We start from the raw sequence: 21,951 nt of genomic DNA on the forward strand, positions 1-21,951 counted from the left end.
TTCTGATAGCTGCGCCCGGCGTCGCCGAGCCGGCGGCGGAAGCTGCGCTCGGGCATGTCGAAGGTGGCGGCGGCCCGGTCGGCGCCGGGGAACTCACCGATAAACAACTCCAGATAGGCCGCCACGCGGTCCGGCAGGCCCTCCGGGGCCTCCGCCTGGCGCCGTGCCAGCAGGGCGTCGCACTGGTTCTGGTACATCTCCTGGGCGGTGCGGTTGTAGCCAGGCAGGGGCTGGGCCATGTCCTGGTTGCGGATGATCGCCTGGCACCAGGGCTGGTCGAATTTCACCGGCGCCCGGTAAAAATCCTCGTAAATGGACGCTTCGGCGGGTTTGGGGAACGGCAGCCACACTTCCAGCGGCGCCAGGTTCAGGCCCAGCTGGGTCTGGATCTCGTTGACCAGGTTGAAGGTGCCGGTCATGTCCCGGTCGATCAGGATGCGCCGCACGCTGTCCGGCAACGGCACCGGCTCGAGGATCAATTTGGTGGTGTCTTCGCCGGGCACCAGCGACAGCTTGCCGTAGAGGTAGGTGAGCGCCTGGTAGCGGACGCCGATCTGAAAGCCCTGGAAGGCGGTGCGGCTGGTCATCAGCAGCATGGTCAGGGGGCCGTAGCCGGCCAGCCCGAAGCGGCGGCCCATCTCAAAGCCGAACAGCGGGTCCCCGGCCAGCGGCAGCAGCTCGGTGAGCACCGCCAGCTCGCGGTCCCGTTCGATTTCCCCGTTCGGGTCCAGGCGCTCCGGCTCCAGCCCGTGGCGGGCGAGAACCGGGGCGCAGTCCACGCCCCGCTCTTCGAGCACATCCACGGTGGACATCAGGGCAAGAATGGAACGCAGGGGCATGGGGAAAACCTTGGCCGGAATTATCAATTTTCCGGTCAGCTTAACACCTTTATCCGGGGCCGGGACAAGGTAAAGTGCCGGGCAATGATGACCAACAGGGTCAACGACCGTGGTCGGTAATAGGGAGAACAAGATGAACAGTCGAGCGAAGGTCTATCAGTACGCGCGGCCGGTGAAAGTGGCCATCGTGGGCGGCGGTTTCGGCGGCCTGTGCATGGCGATCAAGCTGCGCGAAGCCGGCATCGAGGATTTCGTGCTGCTGGAAAAGGCCGAGCAGGTGGGCGGCACCTGGCGGGACAACAACTATCCCGGCTGCGCCTGCGACGTGCAGTCGCACATGTATTCCTTTTCCTTCGAGGGCAACCCGGACTGGTCCGCGCGCTACAGCGGCTGGGAGGAGATCCAGGACTACATTCTGCGCACCACCGAGAAGCACGGTATCCCGGAAAAGACCCGCTTCAACGCCGAAGTGTGCGGCGCCCACTTCGACCAGGACAAGGCGCTCTGGACCCTGGACCTGAAAGACGGCAGCCAGGTGGTGTGCCAGCACTGGGTGCTCGCCAGCGGCCCGCTGCATGTGCCGCAGATTCCCAATTTCCCCGGCCTGGACCGCTTCCAGGGCAAGGTGTTCCACTCCTCCCAGTGGGACCACGACTACGATCTCACCGGCAAGAAGGTGGTGTCGGTGGGCACCGGCGCCAGCGCCATTCAGTACGTGCCGCGGATCGCCCCGGACGTGGAACGTCTGACCGTGGTGCAGCGCACCCCGGGCTGGATCATCCCCCGCGACGAGCGCCGCTATTCCAAGCTCTCCAAGACCCTGTTCCGGCGCTTCCCGCTGCTGCGCAAGCTGCACCGGGTACGGCTCTACTGGAGCAACGAATCCCGGGTGGTGCCGATCTTCCACCCGCGCCTGGCGGGTCTGCTGGAAAAAGTGGTCAAGCAGTTCATCCGTTTCCAGGTCAAGGACAAGGAAACCGCCCGCAAGCTGACCCCCAGCTACACCCTGGGCTGCAAGCGGATCATGATCTCCAACCGCTATTACCCGACCTTCAACCGCGACAACGTGGAGCTGTTCACCGAGGGCGTCAAGGAAGTGCGCGAGAACAGCATCGTGTTCACCGACGGCAGCGAACGGGAAATGGACTGCCTGATCATGGGCACCGGCTTCATCGTCGATCCGCGCATCTACATGAGGGATTTCCCGATCACCGGGCTCGACGGCCGCAAGCTCCAGGACGACTGGGCGGACGCCTCCGAGGCCTATCTGGGCGTCACCGTGGCGGGCTACCCGAACATGTTCCAGATGGTCGGCCCCAACACCGGCCTGGGCCATAACTCGATCATTTTCATGATTGAGTGCCAGGCGGAGTACATCCGCGACGCGATCCGCAAGCTGGACGCCAAGGGCGGCGACTACCTGGACGTGAAGCGCGCCGAAATGGACGCCTTCAACGACAAGCTCCAGGAAGACGTGGCCGGCACCGTCTGGCAGCAGGGCGGCTGCAGCAGCTGGTACCAGCAGGCGGACGGCAAGAACGTGGCGATCTGGCCCTACAGCACCTGGCGCTACTGGCTGAAAACGCGCCGCGTCGAGGACCGCGTCTACCATTGGGAAAAGGCCCGCCAGCCGCAAAAAGCCGCCTCCTGATTGTTGGGTTCCACCTCCTTTGCGGTTAGGCTTAACGCCGTCGCAAAGGAGTGGCCATGACACGCGAAGGCAACCGCAAACCGGAAATCCTCGATACCCGCCTGGTGGCGAAAAGCCGCCTGTTCGGGATCGAGGAAATGCACCTGCGTTTCAGCAACGGCGAGGAACGCACCTACGAACGCCTGCGCACCCCGCCGATCGCCGGCGTCATGTGCGTCCCCATGCTCGACCGCGACACCGTGGTGTTGATCCGCGAGTACGGCGCCGGTGTCGAGGACTACCAGATCACCCTGCCCAAGGGTGCTTACGAACATGGCGAGGACTGGCGCGACGCCGCCAACCGGGAGCTCAAGGAAGAGGCCGGCTACGGCGCCGGCAAACTGACCCTGCTCAAGCGCATGACCCTGTCGCCGGGTTATATGGGCCACCACATCACCGTGGCGCTGGCGGAGGACCTCTATGAAGAGCGCCTGCCCGGCGACGAGCCCGAACCTCTGGAAGTGATTCCCTGGAAACTGTCACGGCTGGATGAGCTGTTGCAGCGCGAGGACGTGACCGAAGCCCGCGTGATCGCCGCCCTGTTGATGACCCAACGTCTGATGGACCGCTGAATGAACGATTTGAACGCCCTGCTGGGCCCCGTTTCCACTATCGCGGTGGACGCCGGCGCCGCCATCCTTGAGATCTACAACCGCGGCGACGTGGACGTGGACCACAAGGCGGACAACAGCCCGATCACCGAGGCCGACCGCGCCGCCCACAACCTGATCGAAGCGCGCTTGCAGGCGCTGACCCCGGAGATTCCGGTGTTTTCCGAAGAGTCCGGCGGCATCGACTACCAGGACCGCAAGGACTGGCCGCGCTTCTGGCTGGTGGACCCGCTCGACGGCACCAAGGAATTCATCAAGCGTAATGGTGAGTTCACCGTCAATATCGCTCTGGTGGAAGGTGGCGTGCCGGTGCTGGGCGTGGTGCATGTGCCGGTCACGGCGATCACCTACTCCGGCGGGCAAGGCCTGGGGGCGTTCAAGGAAGAGGGCGGCGTTCGCAGCGCGATTCAGTGCCGTGCCCGGCACGCGCCGATCGTGATGGTGGCCAGCCGCCGCCATGGCGCCGAGCAGGTGGCCGCGCTCGAGCGGCTGATCGAGGGGCAACTGGGCGCGGTGGAAAAGACCTCCATGGGCTCGTCCCTGAAGCTCTGCCTGGTGGCGGAAGGCGAAGCGGACATCTACCCGCGTCTGGCGCCCACCTGCGAGTGGGACACCGCCGCCGCCCACGCGGTGGTTAACGCCGCCGGCGGGGTTGTCGTGAACACGCACTTTGAGCCGCTGACTTATAACAAGCCGGACGTGCTGAACCCGCACTTTCTGGTGCTCGGGCAATCAGCGGAAGACTGGCGCTTTATCGAGCCGGCGCTCGCCTGAGGATATATCCCGCCTCGGGTTGTCGGGTTTCGCTACGCTCAACCCGACCTACGTCATGGGTAGGTCGGGTTAGGCCGCAGGCCGTAACCCGACACGGTCATCCGGTTCAGCCCAGCCAGGGCGGCATCACATCAAGCAGTACCAGCTGCAGGCGCTGGCTGAGCATATGGGCGCCGGTGGTGATCATGCACAGATGCACCAGCGGCATCATGATGCCCAGCGCCAGTACGTTGACCAGCAGGCGCTGGCGAATCCGACCGGTCCACAGAACCGCCGCGACCATCACCAGGGCACCCAGCGGGATGGCCAGCATCTCCCAAAGGTTCGGGTTGGGCAGGGCGAGCGCCAGGGGCAGGTCTTGCAGCAGGCTAGGCATCGTTTTCACTCGGCACGGTCGGAATATTTCCGTATGTGGTTCTCTGTTACCTAGTGTTATCGGCCGGTAGTGCGATTTCCTTTAACCACGTCACAAAACTAATGCCAAAGTGCCATCATATAGGTAATAGTTACTACCCGGCACGTTCGTCCAGGTAAGCCTTCAGGGCGTCCGGGTCCGGCACCGTGATGCGGCCGTAGCTGAACCGGATCAGCCCGCGCTGCTCCAGGGCCTTGAGCACGCCGTGCACCCCCTGGCGGGTCATGCCCATCATGTTGGCGATGTGTTCGCGGGTCAGTTTGAAGGTCACCGGGCCGGGGCCGCGCTGGGGATCGTGCATGTGCGCGAGGAACAGCAGCCGCCGGCCCACCCGCCCGGGCATGTCGCGCAGGGCGTTGTCCTCGATGATGGAGATCGCCGACCACAGCCGCCGGCTGAGCATGTCCAGGGTGCGCGGGTAGGCCTCCGGATAGCGCGCCAGCAGCGCCCGGTAGTCCTGGCCGGGCACCTCCACCAGCTCGCCGTCGGTGTGGGCGGTGGCGCCGAACACCCGCGGCATGCCCGGCGAGAACACCGTGTCGCCGAACCAGGCGCCGGGCTCGAACAGGGTGAGCATGATTTCCCGGCCCTCGGCGTTGGTGGAGCCGATGCGCACATTGCCGGCGCCCACCACCGACAGCGCCGACTGCACCTCGCCGCGCTGGTAGAGCACCTCGTTGGCGCGGAACGGCCGCACCCGGGCCAGCGGCGCCACCTCGCGGAGCGCCGCCTCGGGCAGCCCGGACAGCAGCGAGCAGCTTTTCAGTACTTCGAGAACGTGATCGACCATCGCCCGGACACCCCGTAACACCGCCTCGCGCGCCAACTGTCAAACCGTTGACAGTCTCAGCCCGGCGCGCGGCCTAGACTCCCCATCATACATCCAATAAACGCCAGGGCGTTCAAGCCCCAGCCGAGGAGAGAAGTATGGACGGTCATCACGACGAGCCGCGCGCTCAGTTCAAGCATATGGAAGAGGGCACCGCCGAGGATTGGAAGATCATCGGCCAGGCCTTCGGCGGTTTCGCCAAGGAACTGCCCGATCGCGTCATCACCCACCTGCAGCTGCTGGAAGGCGATTGCGGCGGCTTCCCGGTGGACCGCCTCACCCACTGCCTGCAGACCGCCACCCTGGCGCACCGCGACGGCCAGGACGAGGAGTACGTGGTGTGCGCGCTGCTGCACGACATCGGCGACACCCTGGGCCCCTACAACCACGCCGACGTGGGCGCCGCCCTGCTGGAGCCGTTCGTCAGCGAGGAAAACCACTGGATGGTGAAGCACCACGCCATCTTCCAGGGCTACTACTTCTTCGAGCACCTGGGCCTGGACCCGGACCTGCGTGAGAAATACCGCGACCACCCGTGTTTCGACCGCACCGTGGAGTTCTGCGCCAAGTACGACGCCGCCGCCTTCGACCCGGAGCAGGAGACCCTGCCGCTGTCGTTCTTCGAGCCCATGCTGCGCCGGGTGATGGCCAAGCCCAAGCGCTCGCTGTACAAGAACAAGCTGGACGCGGACCAGCAGGAACAGTGTCAAACCGCCTGATAGGCCGGCACAGCAGGTGTCAGACGCCGAGCCGGCGGGCCATGGTCTCCATCACCCGGAACCAGGCCTCGGCGCCGTCTTCGCCCACCTCGTCGAAGGCGTGGGTGAGCAGCTCGCGCTGGATGCCGGTGAGCCGGGATTCCAGCGCCGTGCCCTGGTCGGTGAGCGCCAGCCGCTTGATCCTTTTGTCGGAGGCGTCCCGGCTCACTTCGACCAGGTTTTTCTCGACCAGGGATTTGAGCGGCTTATGAATCGCCTGCTTGGTCAGCCGCATGCTGTCCACTACCTTGTTGACGCTGAGTCCCGGATTGCGGCCGATAAAAAACAGCAACCGGTGGTGGATACGGGACAGCCCCTGGCTTTGCAATATGCTGTCGGGTTCGGCCACCAGCCCCCGGAAGGCGAAATGCAGGGTTTCCAGGCACTGGTTCAGCCGGTCCAGCGAAGCGTCTTCAACCATATTGATTCACCACCAATTTCATCATGCGTGTAGATCATAAAGGTTGACCTTAATCGGCACGCCCTGCAAGCGCCCTCCGGGGCGCCGCCTTCAGGTCGGCAAAGTGTAACCGGTATGGCCGCCAACCGTGCAGCGGACCCGCGCCTGTCGAAGAAGCGGAAGGCTAACGTCCGGGCGTCGGCGGCCGCGTGAAGGCGTGTTTACCCGCAAGACTGCCGTGGCCGGGCCGCCGGGTCCAGTTTTTCGGCCCCGGAAACGAAGAACGCCCGGCGTGCGGTGGCACGTCGGGCGTTCGGGGTGGCGTGTTGGGAAGGGTCAGTCGCGCAGCGCTTCCACTTCGTAGACCGCGGTGGTGCCGCTCACTTCGTAGCCCACCACCAGCAGCGCTTTGTCGTTGGGGGAGTCGGAGGCGGGGATGAACACCAGGCCTTCCGGGCCCAGGTCGCCGGCGCTGGCCAGCACCGATTCGGTGTCCTCGGTGACCCAGTCCTCGCGAGTGTTCAGGTAGTCCTGCATCACCGGCGCGGTCGGGTCGGTGATGTCATAGACCAGAATGCCGCCCATGCGCTCCAGGCCCAGGAACAGGAAGGTCTTGCCGCCCAAGGTGCCGATGGTCAGGCCTTCCGGCTCCGGGCCCTTGGCGTCGCTGCGGCTGTCGAAGTCGCTGCCTTCGTCGTGGCCGCTGTTGAAGTAGTCGGCGCAAGGAATGTTGCGCTGCGCGCCGGCCATGCAGTCATCGCTGGCCATGAACTGTTCGATGGCGTCGCCGGAATCCCACACCAGGGCACCCTCGGCATCCCAGATTGAGAACGAGCGGCCGCCGTAGGCGTACAGGGTGTCGTACATGATGCGATCACCGGCCGGGTCTTCCACGCCGGCGGCGGTGAACATCACCGGGTCGCCGTTGCTGTCGGTGCGGTAGCCTTCCGTCCAGGTGATGTTCAGGCGGCCCAGCACGTCGTCCTCGCGGCAGTCGCCCGGATCGCCGTCCACCGCACCGCAGTAGCCGAAGGTGGTGGGGTTGAGCAGGCCGCCGGCGCCCAGGGCGCGCAGCTGGGGCGGCAGGTCATCACCGCAGCGGCGGTCGAAGCCGTCCGCGTGCACCAGGTGCTTGACGCGGAATTCTTCCACGAAGCCGAGGCTCGGGTCGCCGGCGCAGCCGGCGCCTTCGGTGCCGAAGTACTCGGCGGTGTCTTCACCCCAGGCGCGCGCGTCGCCCTCGTTGGCGGTAACCAGATAAGTGTCGCCGCTGGCGCTGTAGGCGTGAATGGCGTCCGGCATGTAAAGACCGACCACACCGTCGAAGGTGCGGATGTTGATTACGCCATCATCGTCGCTGGCGTCGATGGCGTTGCCGTCCTGGCTGATGTCTTTCTCACCCAGCGGCAGGATGTCGGTCACGGTGGCGCTGGCGATGTCCACTTTGGCCAGGGCGTTGTTCTCCTGCAGCACCACCCAGGCGGTGGCGCCGTCGGCGTCCAGCGCGATGTACTCGGGCTCCAGATCCTGGGCGGTGTTGGCGCCGGGGCCGAAGATCCGCACACCCTGGTCGCGCAGTTCGTCTTCCTGGCCGTTGAAGGCGGTGAAATCCGCGGTGGCGGCCACCGGGTTCTGCGGGTCGCTGATGTCCACCACGCTCACCGAGCCTTCCGGATCCACGCTGTAGTCGTCGCTGGGCTCGCCTTCGTTGGCGGTGAGCACGTACTGACCGTCGGCGGTGAACGCCACCATGTCCGGCAGCGCGCCGACCTCGACAAAGCTGATCAACTCCAAGGTTTCGGCGTCGTACAGGGCCAGGAAGCCGGCGTCGGTCTTGACCGGCGCCTGCACCGCGACCGCAACCAGACCATCACGTACCGCCACGCTGTTTACTTCGGTGTTGGCGGCGATATCCGAGGTGGTCAGGGTATCCACCAGCGCCGGGTTGGCCGGGTCGTTCATGCCCAGCACGTCGAGCGCGCCTTTCTGGGCGTTGACCACGAACAGACGCTGAGTGCCGGCGTCGTAGGCGGGGATTTCCGCCGCGCTCTCATCGAATTGGCCGGTGCTGTAGCGGCCCATGAAGTTCAGTTTTACGCCGGTGACGGCGGGCGGTTCGGAGGAGGGCAGGTTGTCGTTGCTGTCGTCACCGCCGCAACCCGCGAGCAGGGCGGCGGCAAGGGTGCCGGCGCCCAGGGCAAGCCAGAGTTTCATGTCAGCTCCTTGTCATTATCGGAAGGTCACCCTGGGTGTGTACCTTCCCGACATGACAGCGGCATGACTTTAATGTGTCCCGTAGGCGGCGGCGATGGTGTCGCTGACCGCCTTGTAGTGGTCCAGCAGCTTGTTCAGGCCGCTGTGCTGCGTCAGCAAGGAGCCGAAATACCAGAGCGGGGTGATCAGCATCACCACCTGGCGCACCGGCGTGTCCGGACGCAGCTCGCCGGCGCCGATCGCCAGCGTCACCGCATGGGCCACGTAGTCCTCGAAGTGGCGGGACATTTCGGAAATACCCGCCTGAATGCGCGGCGACAGCAGATGCTTTTCGAACCGGGCCCGCGCTGACAGGCTCCAGGGGTTGCGGCCCTTGGCGTCTTTGTTGAACTCATAGAAGCGGCGTTCGCAGTCCTCGGCGGTGAGCCCGATGCGCTGATCCAGGGTCAGGCCGGGCTTGGCCCACACTTCCTGGAACTGCTCTTCCAGGCTGTCGAAGATCTCCTGGAACACCGCCTCGATCAGCGCGTTCTTGTTGCCGAAGTGGTAATGCAGATTGGCCCGCGTGGTGTTCACCACCTCGGCGATGTCCCCGTAGCTGACGTCGGCCAGGCCGCGCTGAATAAACAAATCGCGGGCCGCCTGTTTGATCCGCGTCTTCATCGGCGGCTGGCCCAGTTGCGATTTTTTGTTCGGTCTGGCCAAGCGCCGGCTCCTCTCCTGTGCGTGTGGCAATTAATCTGGAAGTAAATAAAACCACTGTCAATGCTAATTGACGTGTAAGTCAGTATCTGGCTATGTTGCCCCTGACCCGGACGGCGCCTCGGCGTGTCGTACCCGCCCCAGAACAAGACGGACCCCGCTTCATGACCATTAAAAAGCTGCTGATTGCCAACCGCGGCGAAGTCGCCGTACGCATCGCCCGCGCCGCCGCGGACCTGGACATCGCCACCGTGGCGATCTACCCCGCCGACGACGAACGGGCCCTGCACACCCGGGTGGCGGACCGGGCGGTGGCGTTGTCCGGGCAGGGCGTGGCCGCCTATCTGGACGGCGAGCAGCTGGTAAAGGTGGCGCTGGAGCAGGGCTGCGACGCGGTGCATCCGGGCTACGGCTTTCTCAGCGAGAGCCGCGATTTCGCCGCCGCCTGCGTGGACGCCGGCCTGATCTTCGTCGGCCCGGACGCGGACACCCTGGCCCTGCTCGGCGACAAGGCCCGCGCCCGGGTGCTGGCGGAGGAGTGCCAGGTGCCGGTGGTCCCCGGCACCGGCGCCGACACCACCCTGGAACAGGCCCAGGCATTCCGCGACGGCCTCGGCGACGGCGCCACCGTGATTGTCAAGGCGATCGCCGGCGGCGGCGGGCGCGGTATGCGCATCGTGCGCCCCGGCGACGATCTGGCCGAGGCGTTCAAGCGCTGCCAGGCGGAAGCCGGCGCCGCCTTCGGCAACGACGCCGTCTATGTGGAACGCTTTATCGACCGGGCCCGGCATATCGAAGTGCAGGTGCTCGGCGACGGCGGCGACGCGCCGGTCCACCTGTGGGAGCGCGAGTGCAGCCTGCAGCGGCGCAACCAGAAGCTGGTGGAGGTGGCGCCCAGCCCGACGCTCTCCGAGGACACCCGCCAACAATTGCTGGACGCCGCCCTGCGGCTGGCGGCGAAAGTCGGCTACCGCAGCCTGGGCACCTTCGAGTTTCTGGTGGACGCGGACGAAAGCCGCTTCGCCTTTATCGAAGCCAACCCCCGGTTGCAGGTGGAGCACACCGTCACCGAAGAGATCACCGGCGTGGACCTGGTGCAGGCGCAACTGAGAGTGGCCGGCGGCGCCTCCCTGGCGGACCTGGGCCTGACCCGCCCGCCGCAGCCGCTGGGCTTCGCCATGCAGCTGCGCGTCAATATGGAGACCATGGAAGCCAGCGGCGAGGCACGCCCCGCCGGCGGCACCCTGGCCACCTTCGAGCCGCCCACCGGCCCCGGCCTGCGCGTGGACACCTTCGGCTATCGGGGCTACCGCACCAGCCCCCACTACGATTCCCTGCTCGCCAAGCTGATCGTGCACGGCCGCGGTGACTACGCCACCACCGTGCGGCGCGGCTACCGGGCGCTGTGCCAGTTCCGTATCGAGGGCGTGGACACCAACATCGGCTTTCTGCAGAACCTGCTGCGCCGTGACGAGGTGACGGCGAACCACGTCTACACCCGCTTCGTCGACGATCACATGGCGGAACTGGTGGGCGAGGGGGAGCACCCGTCCCTGCATTTCGGCGCCGCCGAAGACGCCGGCGCCGCCACCACCCAGGCGGCCGTTCAGGGGCCGGCGGGCACCGAAGCGGTGACCACGCCGATGCAGGGCGTGGTGGTGGAGCTGATGGCCGATGAGGGCGACAGCGTCCGCGAAGGCCAGCCGGTGGCGTTCGTAGAAGCGATGAAAATGCAGCACCAGGTGGTGGCCGGCGTCAGCGGCACGGTGCGCCGGGTGGCGTTCGCGGTGGGCGACGCGGTCGGCGGCGGCGACCCGCTGTACTTTATCGAGCCCGGCGAGGTGGCCGGCGACGCCGACCAGGAAGCGGAAGAGATCGACCTGGACTACATCCGCCCGGATCTTGCCAAACTGCAGCGCCGTGACGCCCTGCTGCGCGACGAGCAGCGCCCGGACGCGGTGGCCAAGCGCCGCAAGACCGGCCAGCGCACCGCCCGGGAGAACGTGGCGGCGATCTGCGACGCCGACAGCTTTATCGAGTACGGCGGCTTCACCATCGCCGCCCAGCGCGCCCGCCGTTCACTGGATGACCTGATTCAGAACACCCCCGCCGACGGCCTGATCACCGGCATCGGCGCGGTGAACGGTGACCTGTTCGGCGAAGACAAGAGCCACTGCGCGGTGCTCGCCTACGATTACACCGTCCTGGCCGGCACCCAGGGCACCATGAACCACAAGAAGACCGACCGCATTCTGGAGATCGCCGAGCAGCAGAAACTGCCGGTGATCTTCTTCGCCGAGGGCGGCGGCGGCCGCCCCGGCGACACCGACAACGCCACCAAGGTGGCCGGCCTGGACGGCCCCAGCTTCCTGCAGTACGCGCGCCTCAGCGGCCTGGTGCCGCGCATCGCCGTGGTGTCCGGGCGCTGCTTCGCGGGCAACGCCGTGTTCGCCGGCTGCAGCGACCTGATGATCGCCACCGAGAACGCCTGCATCGGCATGGCCGGCCCGGCCATGATCGAAGGCGGCGGCCTGGGCTCGTTCAAGCCGGAAGAGGTGGGCCCGGTCTCGGTGCAGCGCGCCAACGGCGTGATCGATTGCGTGGTTAAGGACGAGGAAGAGGGCGCCGCCCTGGCCAAGAAACTGATGGGCTATTTCCAGGGCGAGATCACCGACTGGACCTGCGAGGACCAGCGCTGGTTGCGCCGGGCGGTGCCGGAAAACCGCCTGCACGCCTACGACATGCGCCACCTGATTAACGTGTTCGCCGACACCGATTCCGTGGTCGAGCTGCGCCCGGACTTCGCCCCCGGCATGATTACCGCCTTCGTGCGCGTGGAGGGCCGGCCCCTGGGCCTGATCGCCAACGATCCGAAAGTGCTGGGCGGCGCCATCGACGCCGCCGGCGCCGACAAGGCGTCGCGCTTCATGCAGCTGTGCGATGCTTTCAGTGTACCCATGGTCAGCTTCTGCGACACCCCGGGCTTCATGGTCGGCCCCGAGGAAGAAGAGACCGCCATGGTGCGCCACACCTGCCGCATGTTCGTCACCGCCGCCAGCCTCACCGTGCCGCTGTTCTCCCTGGTCACCCGCAAGGGCTACGGTCTGGGCGCCCAGGGCATGACCGGCGGCTCCTTCCACGCGCCGTTCTTCTGCGCCTCCTGGCCGAGCGGCGAATTCGGCGGCATGGGCCTGGAAGGGGCGGTGAACCTGGCCTACAAGAAAGAACTGGACGCCCAGGAGACCCCGGAAAAGCGCCAGGCGCTGTTCAACGAGCTGGTGGCCAAACTCTACGAGCGCGGCGAGGCCCTGAGCATGGCCGCCGCCCTGGAGATCGATACCGTCATCGACCCGGCCGACTCCCGCGCCTGGGTGCTGCGCGGCCTGCGCGCCGCCCCCGCCGGCGGCCGCGAACCCATCGCCGGCAAGCGCCGGCCCATGATCGACACATGGTGAGAAAAGCAGTTAACAGTTAATAGTTAATAGTTAACAGCTAAAGGCGCGCTTGGAGAGGGCTGTGGGGGCGGCTTGTGGGAGCGGGCCTTGCCCGCGAAAGGGAGCGAAGCTCCCGGCAGGATCCCAGGGACTTTTCTAACGGCAGTACCGCCAAGGCCTCTGGCATCCTGCGGGGCAACCTTTGCCGGGTGGCTAAAGCCACCCTTCGCTTGCAGGGCAAGCTCCTACAACTCTCGCTCCGTAGCGTCCCGGCGGTGCGGGGAGCTTGCAGCCCAAGACTCACGCCTCTATAACAACTATCCTATCGCTAAACCATGCAAACGAACTGAAGTCGGGAGAGTGCTTGTGTCTCAACTGGTGCCCGAGATAGACCCGGACGGTCTGCTCGAATACTCCGTGGTGTTCACGGACCGGTCGCTGAATCATATGTCCCAGGCGTTTCAGCAGGTGATGCGGGATATCTCCGCCACCCTGAAACAGGCCTACCACGCCGAGGCCGTGGCGGTGGTGCCCGGCGGCGGTACCTACGGCATGGAAGCGGTGGCGCGTCAGTTCGCCACCGGCAAGAAATGCCTGGTGATCCGCAACGGCTGGTTCAGTTACCGCTGGAGCCAGATTTTCGAGATGGGCTCGATCCCCGCCGCCGAGACCGTGCTGAAGGCGCGTCAGGTGGAGGGCGAGGGCGAACCCGCGCCGTTCGCGCCGGCGCCCATCGAGGAAGTGGTGGCGTCGATCCGTGCCGAGAAGCCGGATCTGGTGTTCGCGCCCCATGTGGAGACCGCCGCCGGGCTGCTGCTGCCCAACGATTACCTGGACGCGGTGGCGGAGGCGGTCCACGAAGTGGGCGGTCTGTTCGTGCTCGACTGCATCGCCTCCGGCGCCCTGTGGGTGGACATGAAGGCGCGCGGCGTGGACGTGCTGATCAGCGCGCCGCAGAAGGGCTGGAGCTCATCGCCCTGCGCCGCCCTGGTGATGCTGGGCGAAGAGGCCCTGCGCCGTCTGGAGGACACCCAGAGCACCAGCTTCGCCGCCGACCTGAAGCGCTGGCTGGGCATCATGCGCGCCTACGAGGACGGCGGCCACGCCTACCACGCCACCCTGCCCACCGACGGCCTGGCGCGCTTCCGCGACATCATGGAAGAGACCCGCGCCCAGGGCTTCCCGGTGGTACAGGCCCTGCAGGAAGAGCTGGGCGGCCGGGTGCGGGCGCTGTTCACCCGCTACGGCATTCAGAGCGTGGCCGCCAGCGGTTTCCAGGCGCCCGGCGTGGTGGTCTGCTACACCGGCGACGACGGCATGCACAACGCCAAGAAGTTTATCGGCGAAGGCCTGCAGACCGCCGCCGGCGTGCCGCTGATGTGCGACGAGCCGGACGACTTCAAGACCTTCCGCGTGGGCCTGTTCGGGCTCGACAAGCTCAACAACATCGAGCGCACCGTGGAAAACCTGGAGCAGGCGCTGGCGAAAATCCTCGACTGAGGGCCGCCGCCGGTTCCGCCTTCCGCCCCCGCCGTCCGCGCGGGGGCGATTTGATCTTGTTTTAAGAACCCCGCCCCGTTTCACCCCTCTAAAGTGACAGACAACAGGGTCGACTTTGTTTACTCTTTTGCGCGCTGCAAAATGTTGCCCCTAACGACCGTTCTGAAGTAGAGGACTGAACCATGATCCGTGCCATCCTGATTACCGCCTTGCTGGCCCTCGGCGCCACCGCCTGGGCCGCCGACGGCGAAAACGCCATTGAAGGTATCTGGGAGACCGATACCGGCGGCTATGTGCAGATTCATAAAGAGGACGACGCCTGGGTGGGCACCGTGGTGGGCTCGCGCAGCGGCGAGGCCCGCTACGACACCGAGAACCCGGACGAGAAGCTGCGTGGCCGCCGGCTGCTCGGCGTGACCGTGCTCAAGGGGCTGGACTACGCCGGCGACAACGAGTGGGAAGACGGCACCATCTATTCCCCGGACAACGGCAAGACCTACAGCGCCCGCGCCACCCTGACCGACGACAACACCCTGGAAGCGCGGGGTTACCTGGGCATCAGCCTGCTGGGCCGCAGCCAGACCTGGCAGCGCGTGGACCGTGACGCCCCCAATCTGGAAACCGACCTGCTGAAATAACCGTTCAGTCGGCGCTGCCCGCCCGTTGCAGCTCGCCGTCCACGAAGTGCGCGACCATGTCCCCCAGGCCGCGCACCAGGTCGTCGAAGGTCACGGTGGGGTTGGGCTCGGTGAGATAACGAATCACCGTGAACACCCCGCCGTTGATCATAATGAAGCCCATCGCCGGCAGGTTGCCCAGCCGCACCAGCTGCGGATGGTGCATCACATACTTCATCAGCAAATCCATTAGCAGCCGGTTGACCGGCTCGATCTGATCGCGCGGCGCGAAGTAGGCGGCGTAACTCATGTAGCGCAGATAACGGCCGTCATCGCGCTCCAACAGATCGCGGAACCGGTAGAGCAGTTCCGCCACCAGCTCGCGGATGTCCATGCGCACCAGCGTGGGGATCAGCGGCCGCACCATGCCCACCACCTCCCCGACCATGTGCTCGTGCATGGCATCGAACACTTCTTCCTTGTTGGCGAAATACTCATAGAGCGACCCCACGCTGACCCCGGCGATATCGGCGATATGCCGGGTGGTGGTGTTTTCCACGCCGTTACGGGCGAGCGAGATAAAGCCGGCTTCGACGATGGCGCCGACGGTGGCGTGGGCGCGCGGCTGCTGGGGTTTACGAGGCATATCCGAGTTGAATCCGAACAATTAGTCGGACTAAGTTGCCATTAATCAATGTCACGGTCAATTCGGCGAGGTTCGCCCCGATGCTCAGCAGCAAAGTGTTTACCAGGAACAAGATCTCCAAAGGCAGCCGCGCCGTGGTAACCGGCGCCGGCAGCGGTATCGGCCGGGCGTTCGCGCTGGAGCTGGCGCGCCGCGGCGGCCGGGTGGTGTGCAGCGACCTCAACCCGGCCACCGCCACGGCCACCGCCGAGGCGATCCAGGAGCAGGGCGGCCACGCCCTGGCGGTGCCCTGCGACGTGTCCCGGCTGGAACAGGTGGAAGCCCTGGCGGACCGGGCCCAGGAATGGTTCGGCGAAGCGCCCACCCTGGTGATCAATAACGCCGGCGTCGGCGCCGGCGGCAAGCCGGTGGGCGAGATCTCCATGGAAGACTGGCACTGGGTGATGGGCGTCAATATGTGGGGCGTGGTGCACGGCTGCCATGTGTTCACCCCGCGCCTGCGCGCCGGCGGTGGCGGCGGCATCATCAATGTGTGTTCCACCGCCAGCTTCGCCGCCGCGCCCAGCATGGGCCCCTATAACGCCAGCAAGGCGGCGGTGCTGGCGCTGTCGGAAACGCTGGCGGCGGAAACCGCCGGGGCGGGCATCACCGTCACCGCGCTGTGCCCCACGGTGGTGAAGACCAATATTTTCCGCGACGGCCGCATCGACGATTCGGTGACGCCGCTGATGAACAAGTGGGTGTCGCTCACCGGGGTGTCCGCCGAGGGCGTCGCCGCGACCACCCTGAAAGCCCTGGATAAGGGCCGTCTTTATGTTCTGCCGCAAGTGGACGCGCGTCTGATCTGGCGCGCCAAGCGTTACCTGCCCACCACCTACGCACGCGGGGCCGGCCTGTTGAGCCGCTTCGTCTAACTGGAAGGAGACACACGCATGGCTTCCATCGATCTCGACAAAATGCTCGCCAAAATCAAAGCCAGCCAGTGGGCCCTGGCGGACATTGACTGGGACGCCCCCGGCGCCGACAAGATCACCGCCGAGCAGTGGCCCAAGCTGAAAGCCTTCATGGCCGATCTGATGTGGATCGAGCACGTCGGCGCGCGCGGCTTCGCGGCCATGGCCAAGAAGGCGCCCAACGACACGCTCAAGGAAATCTACACCTACTTCCACGCCGAGGAGCAGCGCCACGCCAACGCCGAAATGGCGCTGATGAAGCGCTGGGGCATGCTCGACGGCGAGAATATTCCCGAGCCCAACAAGAACCTGAAGCTGGTGATTCAGTGGCTGGACCGCTACAGCGACGACATGCCCCTGGAAGTGCTCGGCTCGGTGATTCCGATGCTGGAGATCGCCCTGGACGGCGCGCTCTGCACCTTCCTGCTGGAAACCGTGGACGACCCGGTCTGCCACCAGGCGTTCGCCAAGATCAATGACGACGAATCCCGCCACCTGGGCGTGGGCTTCCACGTGCTGGAAATGCAGGGCCACGGGCCGGTCTACCTCAAGACCCTGAAAGCGCTGGGCACCATCGCCGACCCGCGCCTGATTCTCGGCGTCGCCTCCTATGTGCCGCTGCTCAACCGCATGCGCGACAACATCATCGAGATGGGCCTCGGCGAAGAGCGCCTCTACGCGGCGATGAAAAAGTTCGAGCGTATCGGCGGCCGCACCCAGGAAGGGCGCAACAACCCCTGGTACCAGATCATCAGCCGCCACGGCCGGATGGTGGTGAACCGCCGCAACCGCATGTACCACGCGCCGGTGGACGCCATGGTCAAGCTCACCGACCGCGTCCCCGAATGGGTGATGCCGTCCCGCATGCCGACCTGGGTGAAGGGCATTACCTACAAGCCGACCGCATAACAGCCCGGCGCCTCGGGGCGCTACGGAAGCAAGGTTTGTGCGAGCTTGCTTGCAAGCGAAAGGCCGGCAAAGCCGGCCGGCAGGATTCCAGAGACCTCTGAAAGAACAAGATCAATCAAGTCTCTGGGATCCTGCCGGGAGCTTGCGCTCCCTTTCGCGGGCTGGGCCCGCTCCCACAAAGGCCCGCTCCCACAAACCCGGCTGCCGTAGAAGTGCAGTGCCAAGCAATCACTCCTCTCAATCCGATCTTTCAGCCAGTGAATTTCTATGAATGACGACACCCCCAACAGCAACGAAAGCCGCGTCGCGGACCAGCCTGCAGTGAAGGCGGACGAGACCGCTGTTAACAGCGGCGCCGCGAAGAAGGCCGCTAAAGCGCCGCGCAAGAAAGCGGCGGCGAAGAAGGCCATCGCCAAGAAAGCGACAGCTAAAAAGACGACAGCCAAAAAGGCCACCGCCAGAAAAGCCGCCGCCAAAAAGGCGAGCACGAAGGCGGCTGCTAAGAGAACACCCGCGAAAAAAGCGGCACCCAAGAAAGCCGCCGCCAAGCGCCAGGCGAAGCCGGCTTCGGCGCTGATCGTGGGCGCCGGCTTTGCCGGGCTGGGCATGGCGATCCGGCTGAAGCAGGCCGGGGTCAATGATTTCGTCATTCTGGAACGGGGCGACCGCGTCGGCGCCACCTGGCGGGACAACACCTACCCCGGTGCCGCCTGCGACATTCCTTCCAATCTGTATTCCTATTCGTTCGCGCCCAACCCGGAGTGGTCGCGGAGCTTCTCCGGCAGTAACGAGATTCTCGATTACATCCACTATCTGGTGGACGCGTTCGATCTGGAAAAACACATTCGCTTCAACTGCAACGTCACCGATCTGTCGTTCCAGGAAAAAGCCGGCCTGTGGGAAGCGACGCTGGAAAAAGGCGAGGTGGTGCGCGGCCGCAGCGCGGTGATGGCCCAGGGGCCGTTGTCCAACGCCAGCTTCCCGAACATCGAAGGCCTGGAGGAATTCGAGGGCAAGAAGATTCACAGCGCGCGCTGGGATCACGACTACGACTTCACCGGCAAGCGCGTGGCGGTGATAGGCACCGGCGCCAGCGGCATTCAGATCGTTCCGGAACTGGTCAAAACCGTGGGCACGCTGAAAGTGTTCCAGCGCACGCCGGGCTGGGTGGTGCCGCGTCCGGATTTCAAAACGCCGGACTGGCATAAGAAGCTGTTCAAGAAAATTCCCGCCAGCCAGAAGGCGGTGCGCCAGGCGCTGTTCTGGACCCACGAAACCATGGCCATGGCGGTGATCTGGAATTCGCCGCTGACTAAGGTCGCCGAACGGCTGAGCCTGGCGCACCTGCACAGCCAGGTGGAAGACGACTGGATGCGCCGGCAGCTGACCCCGGACTTCCGCATCGGCTGCAAACGGGTGCTGGTGTCCAACGACTATTACCCCGCCCTGCAGAAAGACAACGCCGAGCTGATCACCTGGCCGATCGCGCGGCTGGCGCCGAACGGCATCCGCACCTCGGACGGCGTCGAGCATCAGCTTGACTGCATCGTGTTCGCCACCGGCTTCGACGTCAGCAAAAGCGGCACGCCGTTCCCGGTCAAGGGACTGGAAGGCCGGCGGCTGGATCAGGAATGGCAGGGTGGCGCCCAGGCCTACAAGAGCATCAACGTGGCCGGTTACCCGAACCTGTTCCTCACCTTCGGCCCCAACTCCGGCCCCGGCCACAACTCGGCGCTGGTGTATATGGAGTCCCAGCTCGACTACGCGGTGAAGGGCATTCTGCGCATCCTCGACGGCAATCTGAAAATGCTGGATGTGAAGGAAGACGTGCAGCAGCGGCATAACCGGCGCCTGCAAAAGCGCCTGGCCAAAACCAACTGGAACTCCGGCTGCAAGAGCTGGTACCTCACCGAGGACGGCTTCAACGCCACCATGTTCCCGGGCTTCGCCACCCAGTACCAAAGGCAGATGGCGCAGTTCGAGGAGCAGGACTATCAGCTGGTGCCTGCCTGAAGGGAGGATCGCGCCAGCGGATTGGCCGTAGCGACGACGGAACGGCCCACTCTGCACTTTCGGTGACGGGCGGGCGAAGGCATCATTGCCCCCCAGGAAAAGATGCCATTGAGCAATGTAAGCCTGGCCGCCCGGCAGCCGCGCAAAGCGCGCTGGCGGCGGACCGGCGCTGGAGGTAGTAATGTCCAATAACCATTTCGACGTGCTGATTATCGGCGCCGGTTTGTCCGGGGTGGGCGCGGCGTGTCACCTGAGCCGTCAGTCCCCGGACCGCAGTTTCGCCCTGATCGAGCGCCGCAAGCGCATCGGCGGCACCTGGGACCTGTTCCGTTATCCGGGCATCCGGTCGGATTCCGACATGTACACCCTGGGCTATAACTTTCGCCCCTGGACCGAGCCCAAGGTGCTCGCCGACGGCCCGTCGATCCGCGAATACATCGCCGACACCGCCGCCGAATACAACATCGACGACAAGATTTATTTCGAGCGCCGCATGGTCGATGCCGACTTCTCCACCCGCGACGGTCTGTGGACCGTGCGCGTGGAAAACGAAGGCAGCGGTGAAAGCGAAATCTTCACCTGCCAGTTCCTGCTCTGCTGCACCGGTTATTACAACTATGACGCCGGCTACACGCCGGACTTCCCCGGCGCCGATCAGTTCAAGGGGCGTCTGATACACCCCCAGCAGTGGCCGGAGAACCTCGACTACAGCGGCAAGAAAGTGGTGGTGATCGGCAGTGGCGCCACCGCGGTGACCCTGGTGCCGGCCATGGCCAAGGACGCCGAGCACGTCACCATGCTGCAGCGCTCGCCGACCTACATCGCCACCGTGCCGGAGCGCGACGAACTGTCGGTGAAATTGCGCCGTTTCCTGCCGGAAATGGTGGTCTACCGCATGGCGCGGGCCCGTAACATCGGCCTGCAGCGTCTGGTGTACCGGCTGTCCAAGCAGCGCCCGGGTCTGGTGCGCCGCGCCCTGCTGGCCGCCGCCCGCCGCCAGCTCGGCGACGACATCGATATGAAGCACTTCCGGCCCAGCTACAACCCCTGGGACGAGCGCCTGTGCGCGGTGCCCAACGGCGACCTGTTCAAGGTGCTGCGTCGTGGTGAAGCGTCCATCGTCACCGACCACATCGATACCTTCACCGAAAACGGCATTCGCCTGAAGTCCGGCGAAGAGCTGGACGCGGACATCGTGATCACCGCCACCGGCCTGGACCTGCAGCTGCTGGGCGGCGCCGAGCTGTCGGTGGACGGCCAGACCCGCGAGCCCCGCGACGTGCTGGTGTACAAAGGCGTGATGCTGCGCGACGTGCCCAACATGGCCATGGTGTTCGGTTACACCAACGCCTCCTGGACCCTGAAGGCGGACATCGCCGCCGAGTACGTGTGCCGGCTGCTCAACTATATGTCCCGCAAGGGGCTGCAGCAGGTCACCCCGAAGGACCACGACGGCAGCGACACCGACAAGACCTTCCTGGACCTGCAGTCCGGCTACGTTCAGCGCGCCGCCCACCGGCTGCCGCGCCAGGGCGACAAGGCACCCTGGAAGGTGCTCAGCAACTACCTCTACGATCTGCCGCGCCTGCGCTACGGCCGGCTCAACGATGACGCCCTGGAGTTCGTCAAGGCGGAAGGCGGCAAACGCCGCGGTCTGGGCGTGTCGCGCGGCTAACGGCCGGGCGATACGCCAGTGTTGAACGCCCGCCGTCCGGCGGGCGTTTTGGTTCGCGGGCGCTGTCATTTAGTTGTCACGGTAATTGTCGTCGGAAAAATTCATAATCGGGCTCCCCATTAGAACCGCCAACATCGGAGCCCTCCATGAGCAAAGCCGCGACATCCGCTTCGGATTTGCCGGGACGCCTCGCCGGCGCCGCCTGCGATCAGGACGAAACCGTACTTTCCTTGCTTGAAGGTCAGACCAGTCTGACCCCGGAGCAGGTGCACCAGGTGCGCGTGGCCGTGAAGCGGCTGCGGGCGATCTGGCGGGTGATGGCCGGCGTGGTCGACAAGAAGACCGCGCGCCGGCAGGACAAAGCCCTGCGCATGGCGGCACGGGCCCTGGCCGGCGCCCGCGATACGCAGGTGATGGGCGAAACCCTGGAGAGTTTGCGCAAAGGCGCCCGCGACTACGAAAGCGAGGCCATCGACGCGGTGCGCGCCCAGGCCCTGGCGGCCGAGCAGGAACTGGCGTCGCCGGCGATGCCGGAAGGTCTGGAAGGCGTGTTCCGCGCCGACCTCTACCTGTGGCGCAACCTGAACATCGAAGCGGATAATGCGGAGCTGATCAAAAAAGGCTTCGGCCGGCTCTATGCCGAAGGCCGGCAGCAGGGGCTGGAAGCGGTGGTGGAGAACCAGCCGGAGCTGTGGCACCGGTTCCGCAAGCGGGTTAAGTATCAGCTCTATCAGCTGGAACCGCTGGAAAGCAGCCTGGACGACTCCGCCCTTTCACTGAAGGAGTTTCGCAAGCTGGGCAAGTTGCTCGGCGAGCTGCACGATCTGCATGTGCTCGACGAGCATCTGCGCAAGCGCAAAAAAGACAGCGAGGATAAAGAACCCTTCGTGATCGTGCGCCAGCTGATCGCCCGGCTGGAGGCGGACCGGGTGGCGGAATGCCGCAAGCGCACCCGCCGCTGCTACAGCCTCA

The 21,951-nt window shown here is 65.4% G+C and carries 20 protein-coding genes; 12 read left to right on the top strand and 8 right to left on the bottom strand.

Features of this window, described 5'->3' with window-relative positions; genetic code table 11:
• A partial coding sequence (locus ACEQZD_RS11060) for an AraC family transcriptional regulator (protein ID WP_370185443.1) occupies positions 1 to 839 on the bottom strand: 839 nt, incomplete at its 3' end.
• Between the two features lie 133 nt (positions 840 to 972).
• On the opposite strand from ACEQZD_RS11060, the gene ACEQZD_RS11065 reads away from it, so the two are divergent.
• From ACEQZD_RS11065 to cysQ, 3 genes are read left to right on the top strand one after another with little or no spacing between them, the layout of a single operon-like run.
• Complete coding sequence (locus ACEQZD_RS11065; protein ID WP_370185445.1) at positions 973 to 2,490, top strand: flavin-containing monooxygenase; 1,518 nt, start codon at positions 973 to 975, stop codon at positions 2,488 to 2,490.
• Positions 2,491 to 2,546: 56 nt separating this feature from the next.
• A complete protein-coding gene (gene nudE / locus ACEQZD_RS11070) occupies positions 2,547 to 3,101 on the top strand; it encodes an ADP compounds hydrolase NudE (protein WP_335629630.1) in 555 nt (184 codons plus the stop codon).
• On the top strand, positions 3,102 to 3,914 hold the full coding sequence (gene cysQ, locus ACEQZD_RS11075) for a 3'(2'),5'-bisphosphate nucleotidase CysQ (RefSeq protein WP_335629629.1): 813 nt from the start codon (positions 3,102 to 3,104) through the stop codon (positions 3,912 to 3,914).
• Between the two features lie 106 nt (positions 3,915 to 4,020).
• Here cysQ and ACEQZD_RS11080 read toward each other — a convergent pair whose 3' ends face one another.
• Together ACEQZD_RS11080 and ACEQZD_RS11085 are read right to left on the bottom strand one after the other, a co-directional pair.
• Positions 4,021 to 4,299 carry a hypothetical protein gene (locus tag ACEQZD_RS11080; RefSeq protein WP_370185447.1) on the bottom strand — a complete coding sequence of 93 codons (279 nt, stop codon included), beginning with the start codon at positions 4,297 to 4,299 and terminating at the stop codon, positions 4,021 to 4,023.
• Positions 4,300 to 4,423: 124 nt separating this feature from the next.
• Positions 4,424 to 5,119 carry a Crp/Fnr family transcriptional regulator gene (locus tag ACEQZD_RS11085; RefSeq protein WP_214012487.1) on the bottom strand — a complete coding sequence of 232 codons (696 nt, stop codon included), beginning with the start codon at positions 5,117 to 5,119 and terminating at the stop codon, positions 4,424 to 4,426.
• A 137-nt stretch (positions 5,120 to 5,256) separates the two neighbouring features.
• On the opposite strand from ACEQZD_RS11085, the gene ACEQZD_RS11090 reads away from it, so the two are divergent.
• A complete protein-coding gene (locus tag ACEQZD_RS11090; protein WP_370185449.1) occupies positions 5,257 to 5,877 on the top strand; it encodes an HD domain-containing protein in 621 nt (206 codons plus the stop codon).
• 19 nt (positions 5,878 to 5,896) lie between these two features.
• Here ACEQZD_RS11090 and ACEQZD_RS11095 read toward each other — a convergent pair whose 3' ends face one another.
• From ACEQZD_RS11095 to ACEQZD_RS11105, 3 genes are all read right to left on the bottom strand, one after another.
• Positions 5,897 to 6,337, bottom strand: a complete 441-nt coding sequence (locus ACEQZD_RS11095; RefSeq protein ID WP_335629626.1) for a MarR family winged helix-turn-helix transcriptional regulator — start codon at positions 6,335 to 6,337, stop codon at positions 5,897 to 5,899.
• A 315-nt stretch (positions 6,338 to 6,652) separates the two neighbouring features.
• Positions 6,653 to 8,530 carry a choice-of-anchor I family protein gene (locus ACEQZD_RS11100; RefSeq protein ID WP_370185451.1) on the bottom strand — a complete coding sequence of 626 codons (1,878 nt, stop codon included), beginning with the start codon at positions 8,528 to 8,530 and terminating at the stop codon, positions 6,653 to 6,655.
• A gap of 69 nt (positions 8,531 to 8,599) precedes the next feature.
• Positions 8,600 to 9,235 carry a TetR/AcrR family transcriptional regulator gene (locus ACEQZD_RS11105; protein ID WP_370185453.1) on the bottom strand — a complete coding sequence of 212 codons (636 nt, stop codon included), beginning with the start codon at positions 9,233 to 9,235 and terminating at the stop codon, positions 8,600 to 8,602.
• Between the two features lie 161 nt (positions 9,236 to 9,396).
• Between ACEQZD_RS11105 and ACEQZD_RS11110 the strand changes: the two genes are divergently transcribed.
• The 3 genes from ACEQZD_RS11110 to ACEQZD_RS11120 all read left to right on the top strand — a co-directional run bounded on the left by ACEQZD_RS11110 (position 9,397) and on the right by ACEQZD_RS11120 (position 14,804).
• Positions 9,397 to 12,687, top strand: coding sequence for a carboxyl transferase domain-containing protein (locus ACEQZD_RS11110; RefSeq protein WP_370185455.1), 3,291 nt, complete (start codon positions 9,397 to 9,399; stop codon positions 12,685 to 12,687).
• A gap of 345 nt (positions 12,688 to 13,032) precedes the next feature.
• Positions 13,033 to 14,166, top strand: coding sequence for an alanine--glyoxylate aminotransferase family protein (locus tag ACEQZD_RS11115; protein WP_335629622.1), 1,134 nt, complete (start codon positions 13,033 to 13,035; stop codon positions 14,164 to 14,166).
• A gap of 182 nt (positions 14,167 to 14,348) precedes the next feature.
• Positions 14,349 to 14,804 (top strand): DUF2147 domain-containing protein, encoded by a 456-nt coding sequence (locus ACEQZD_RS11120; protein WP_370185457.1) that lies wholly within the window; start codon positions 14,349 to 14,351, stop codon positions 14,802 to 14,804.
• 4 nt (positions 14,805 to 14,808) lie between these two features.
• Here the strand turns inward: ACEQZD_RS11120 and ACEQZD_RS11125 are convergent, their stop codons facing one another.
• On the bottom strand, positions 14,809 to 15,429 hold the full coding sequence (locus ACEQZD_RS11125; protein ID WP_214012479.1) for a TetR/AcrR family transcriptional regulator: 621 nt from the start codon (positions 15,427 to 15,429) through the stop codon (positions 14,809 to 14,811).
• A gap of 80 nt (positions 15,430 to 15,509) precedes the next feature.
• Here ACEQZD_RS11125 and ACEQZD_RS11130 point away from each other — a divergent pair, with 80 nt between their 5' ends.
• Both ACEQZD_RS11130 and ACEQZD_RS11135 read left to right on the top strand, forming a co-directional pair.
• The gene (locus ACEQZD_RS11130) at positions 15,510 to 16,343 is read left to right on the top strand and encodes an SDR family oxidoreductase (protein ID WP_214012478.1); all 834 of its coding nucleotides are present in this window, start codon (positions 15,510 to 15,512) and stop codon (positions 16,341 to 16,343) included.
• Between the two features lie 18 nt (positions 16,344 to 16,361).
• Positions 16,362 to 17,291, top strand: a complete 930-nt coding sequence (locus ACEQZD_RS11135) for a ferritin-like domain-containing protein (protein ID WP_370185460.1) — start codon at positions 16,362 to 16,364, stop codon at positions 17,289 to 17,291.
• A 20-nt stretch (positions 17,292 to 17,311) separates the two neighbouring features.
• On the opposite strand, the gene ACEQZD_RS11140 is transcribed toward ACEQZD_RS11135, so the two are convergent.
• On the bottom strand, positions 17,312 to 17,941 hold the full coding sequence (locus tag ACEQZD_RS11140) for a hypothetical protein (protein WP_335629620.1): 630 nt from the start codon (positions 17,939 to 17,941) through the stop codon (positions 17,312 to 17,314).
• On the opposite strand from ACEQZD_RS11140, the gene ACEQZD_RS11145 reads away from it, so the two are divergent.
• From ACEQZD_RS11145 to ACEQZD_RS11155, 3 genes are all read left to right on the top strand, one after another.
• Complete coding sequence (locus tag ACEQZD_RS11145) at positions 17,898 to 19,304, top strand: flavin-containing monooxygenase (RefSeq protein ID WP_372530077.1); 1,407 nt, start codon at positions 17,898 to 17,900, stop codon at positions 19,302 to 19,304. The two genes, ACEQZD_RS11140 and ACEQZD_RS11145, sit on opposite strands and share 44 nt — an antisense overlap.
• A 181-nt stretch (positions 19,305 to 19,485) precedes the next feature.
• Positions 19,486 to 20,979, top strand: coding sequence for a flavin-containing monooxygenase (locus ACEQZD_RS11150; protein WP_370185465.1), 1,494 nt, complete (start codon positions 19,486 to 19,488; stop codon positions 20,977 to 20,979).
• A gap of 146 nt (positions 20,980 to 21,125) precedes the next feature.
• Positions 21,126 to 21,951: CHAD domain-containing protein (locus ACEQZD_RS11155; protein ID WP_370185467.1), on the top strand; the 826-nt coding region annotated here is incomplete at its 3' end.

Origin of the sequence: Alloalcanivorax sp. (assembly GCF_964221125.1) — a bacterium.
Classification (GTDB): Bacteria; Pseudomonadota; Gammaproteobacteria; order Pseudomonadales; family Alcanivoracaceae; genus Alloalcanivorax; species Alloalcanivorax venustensis.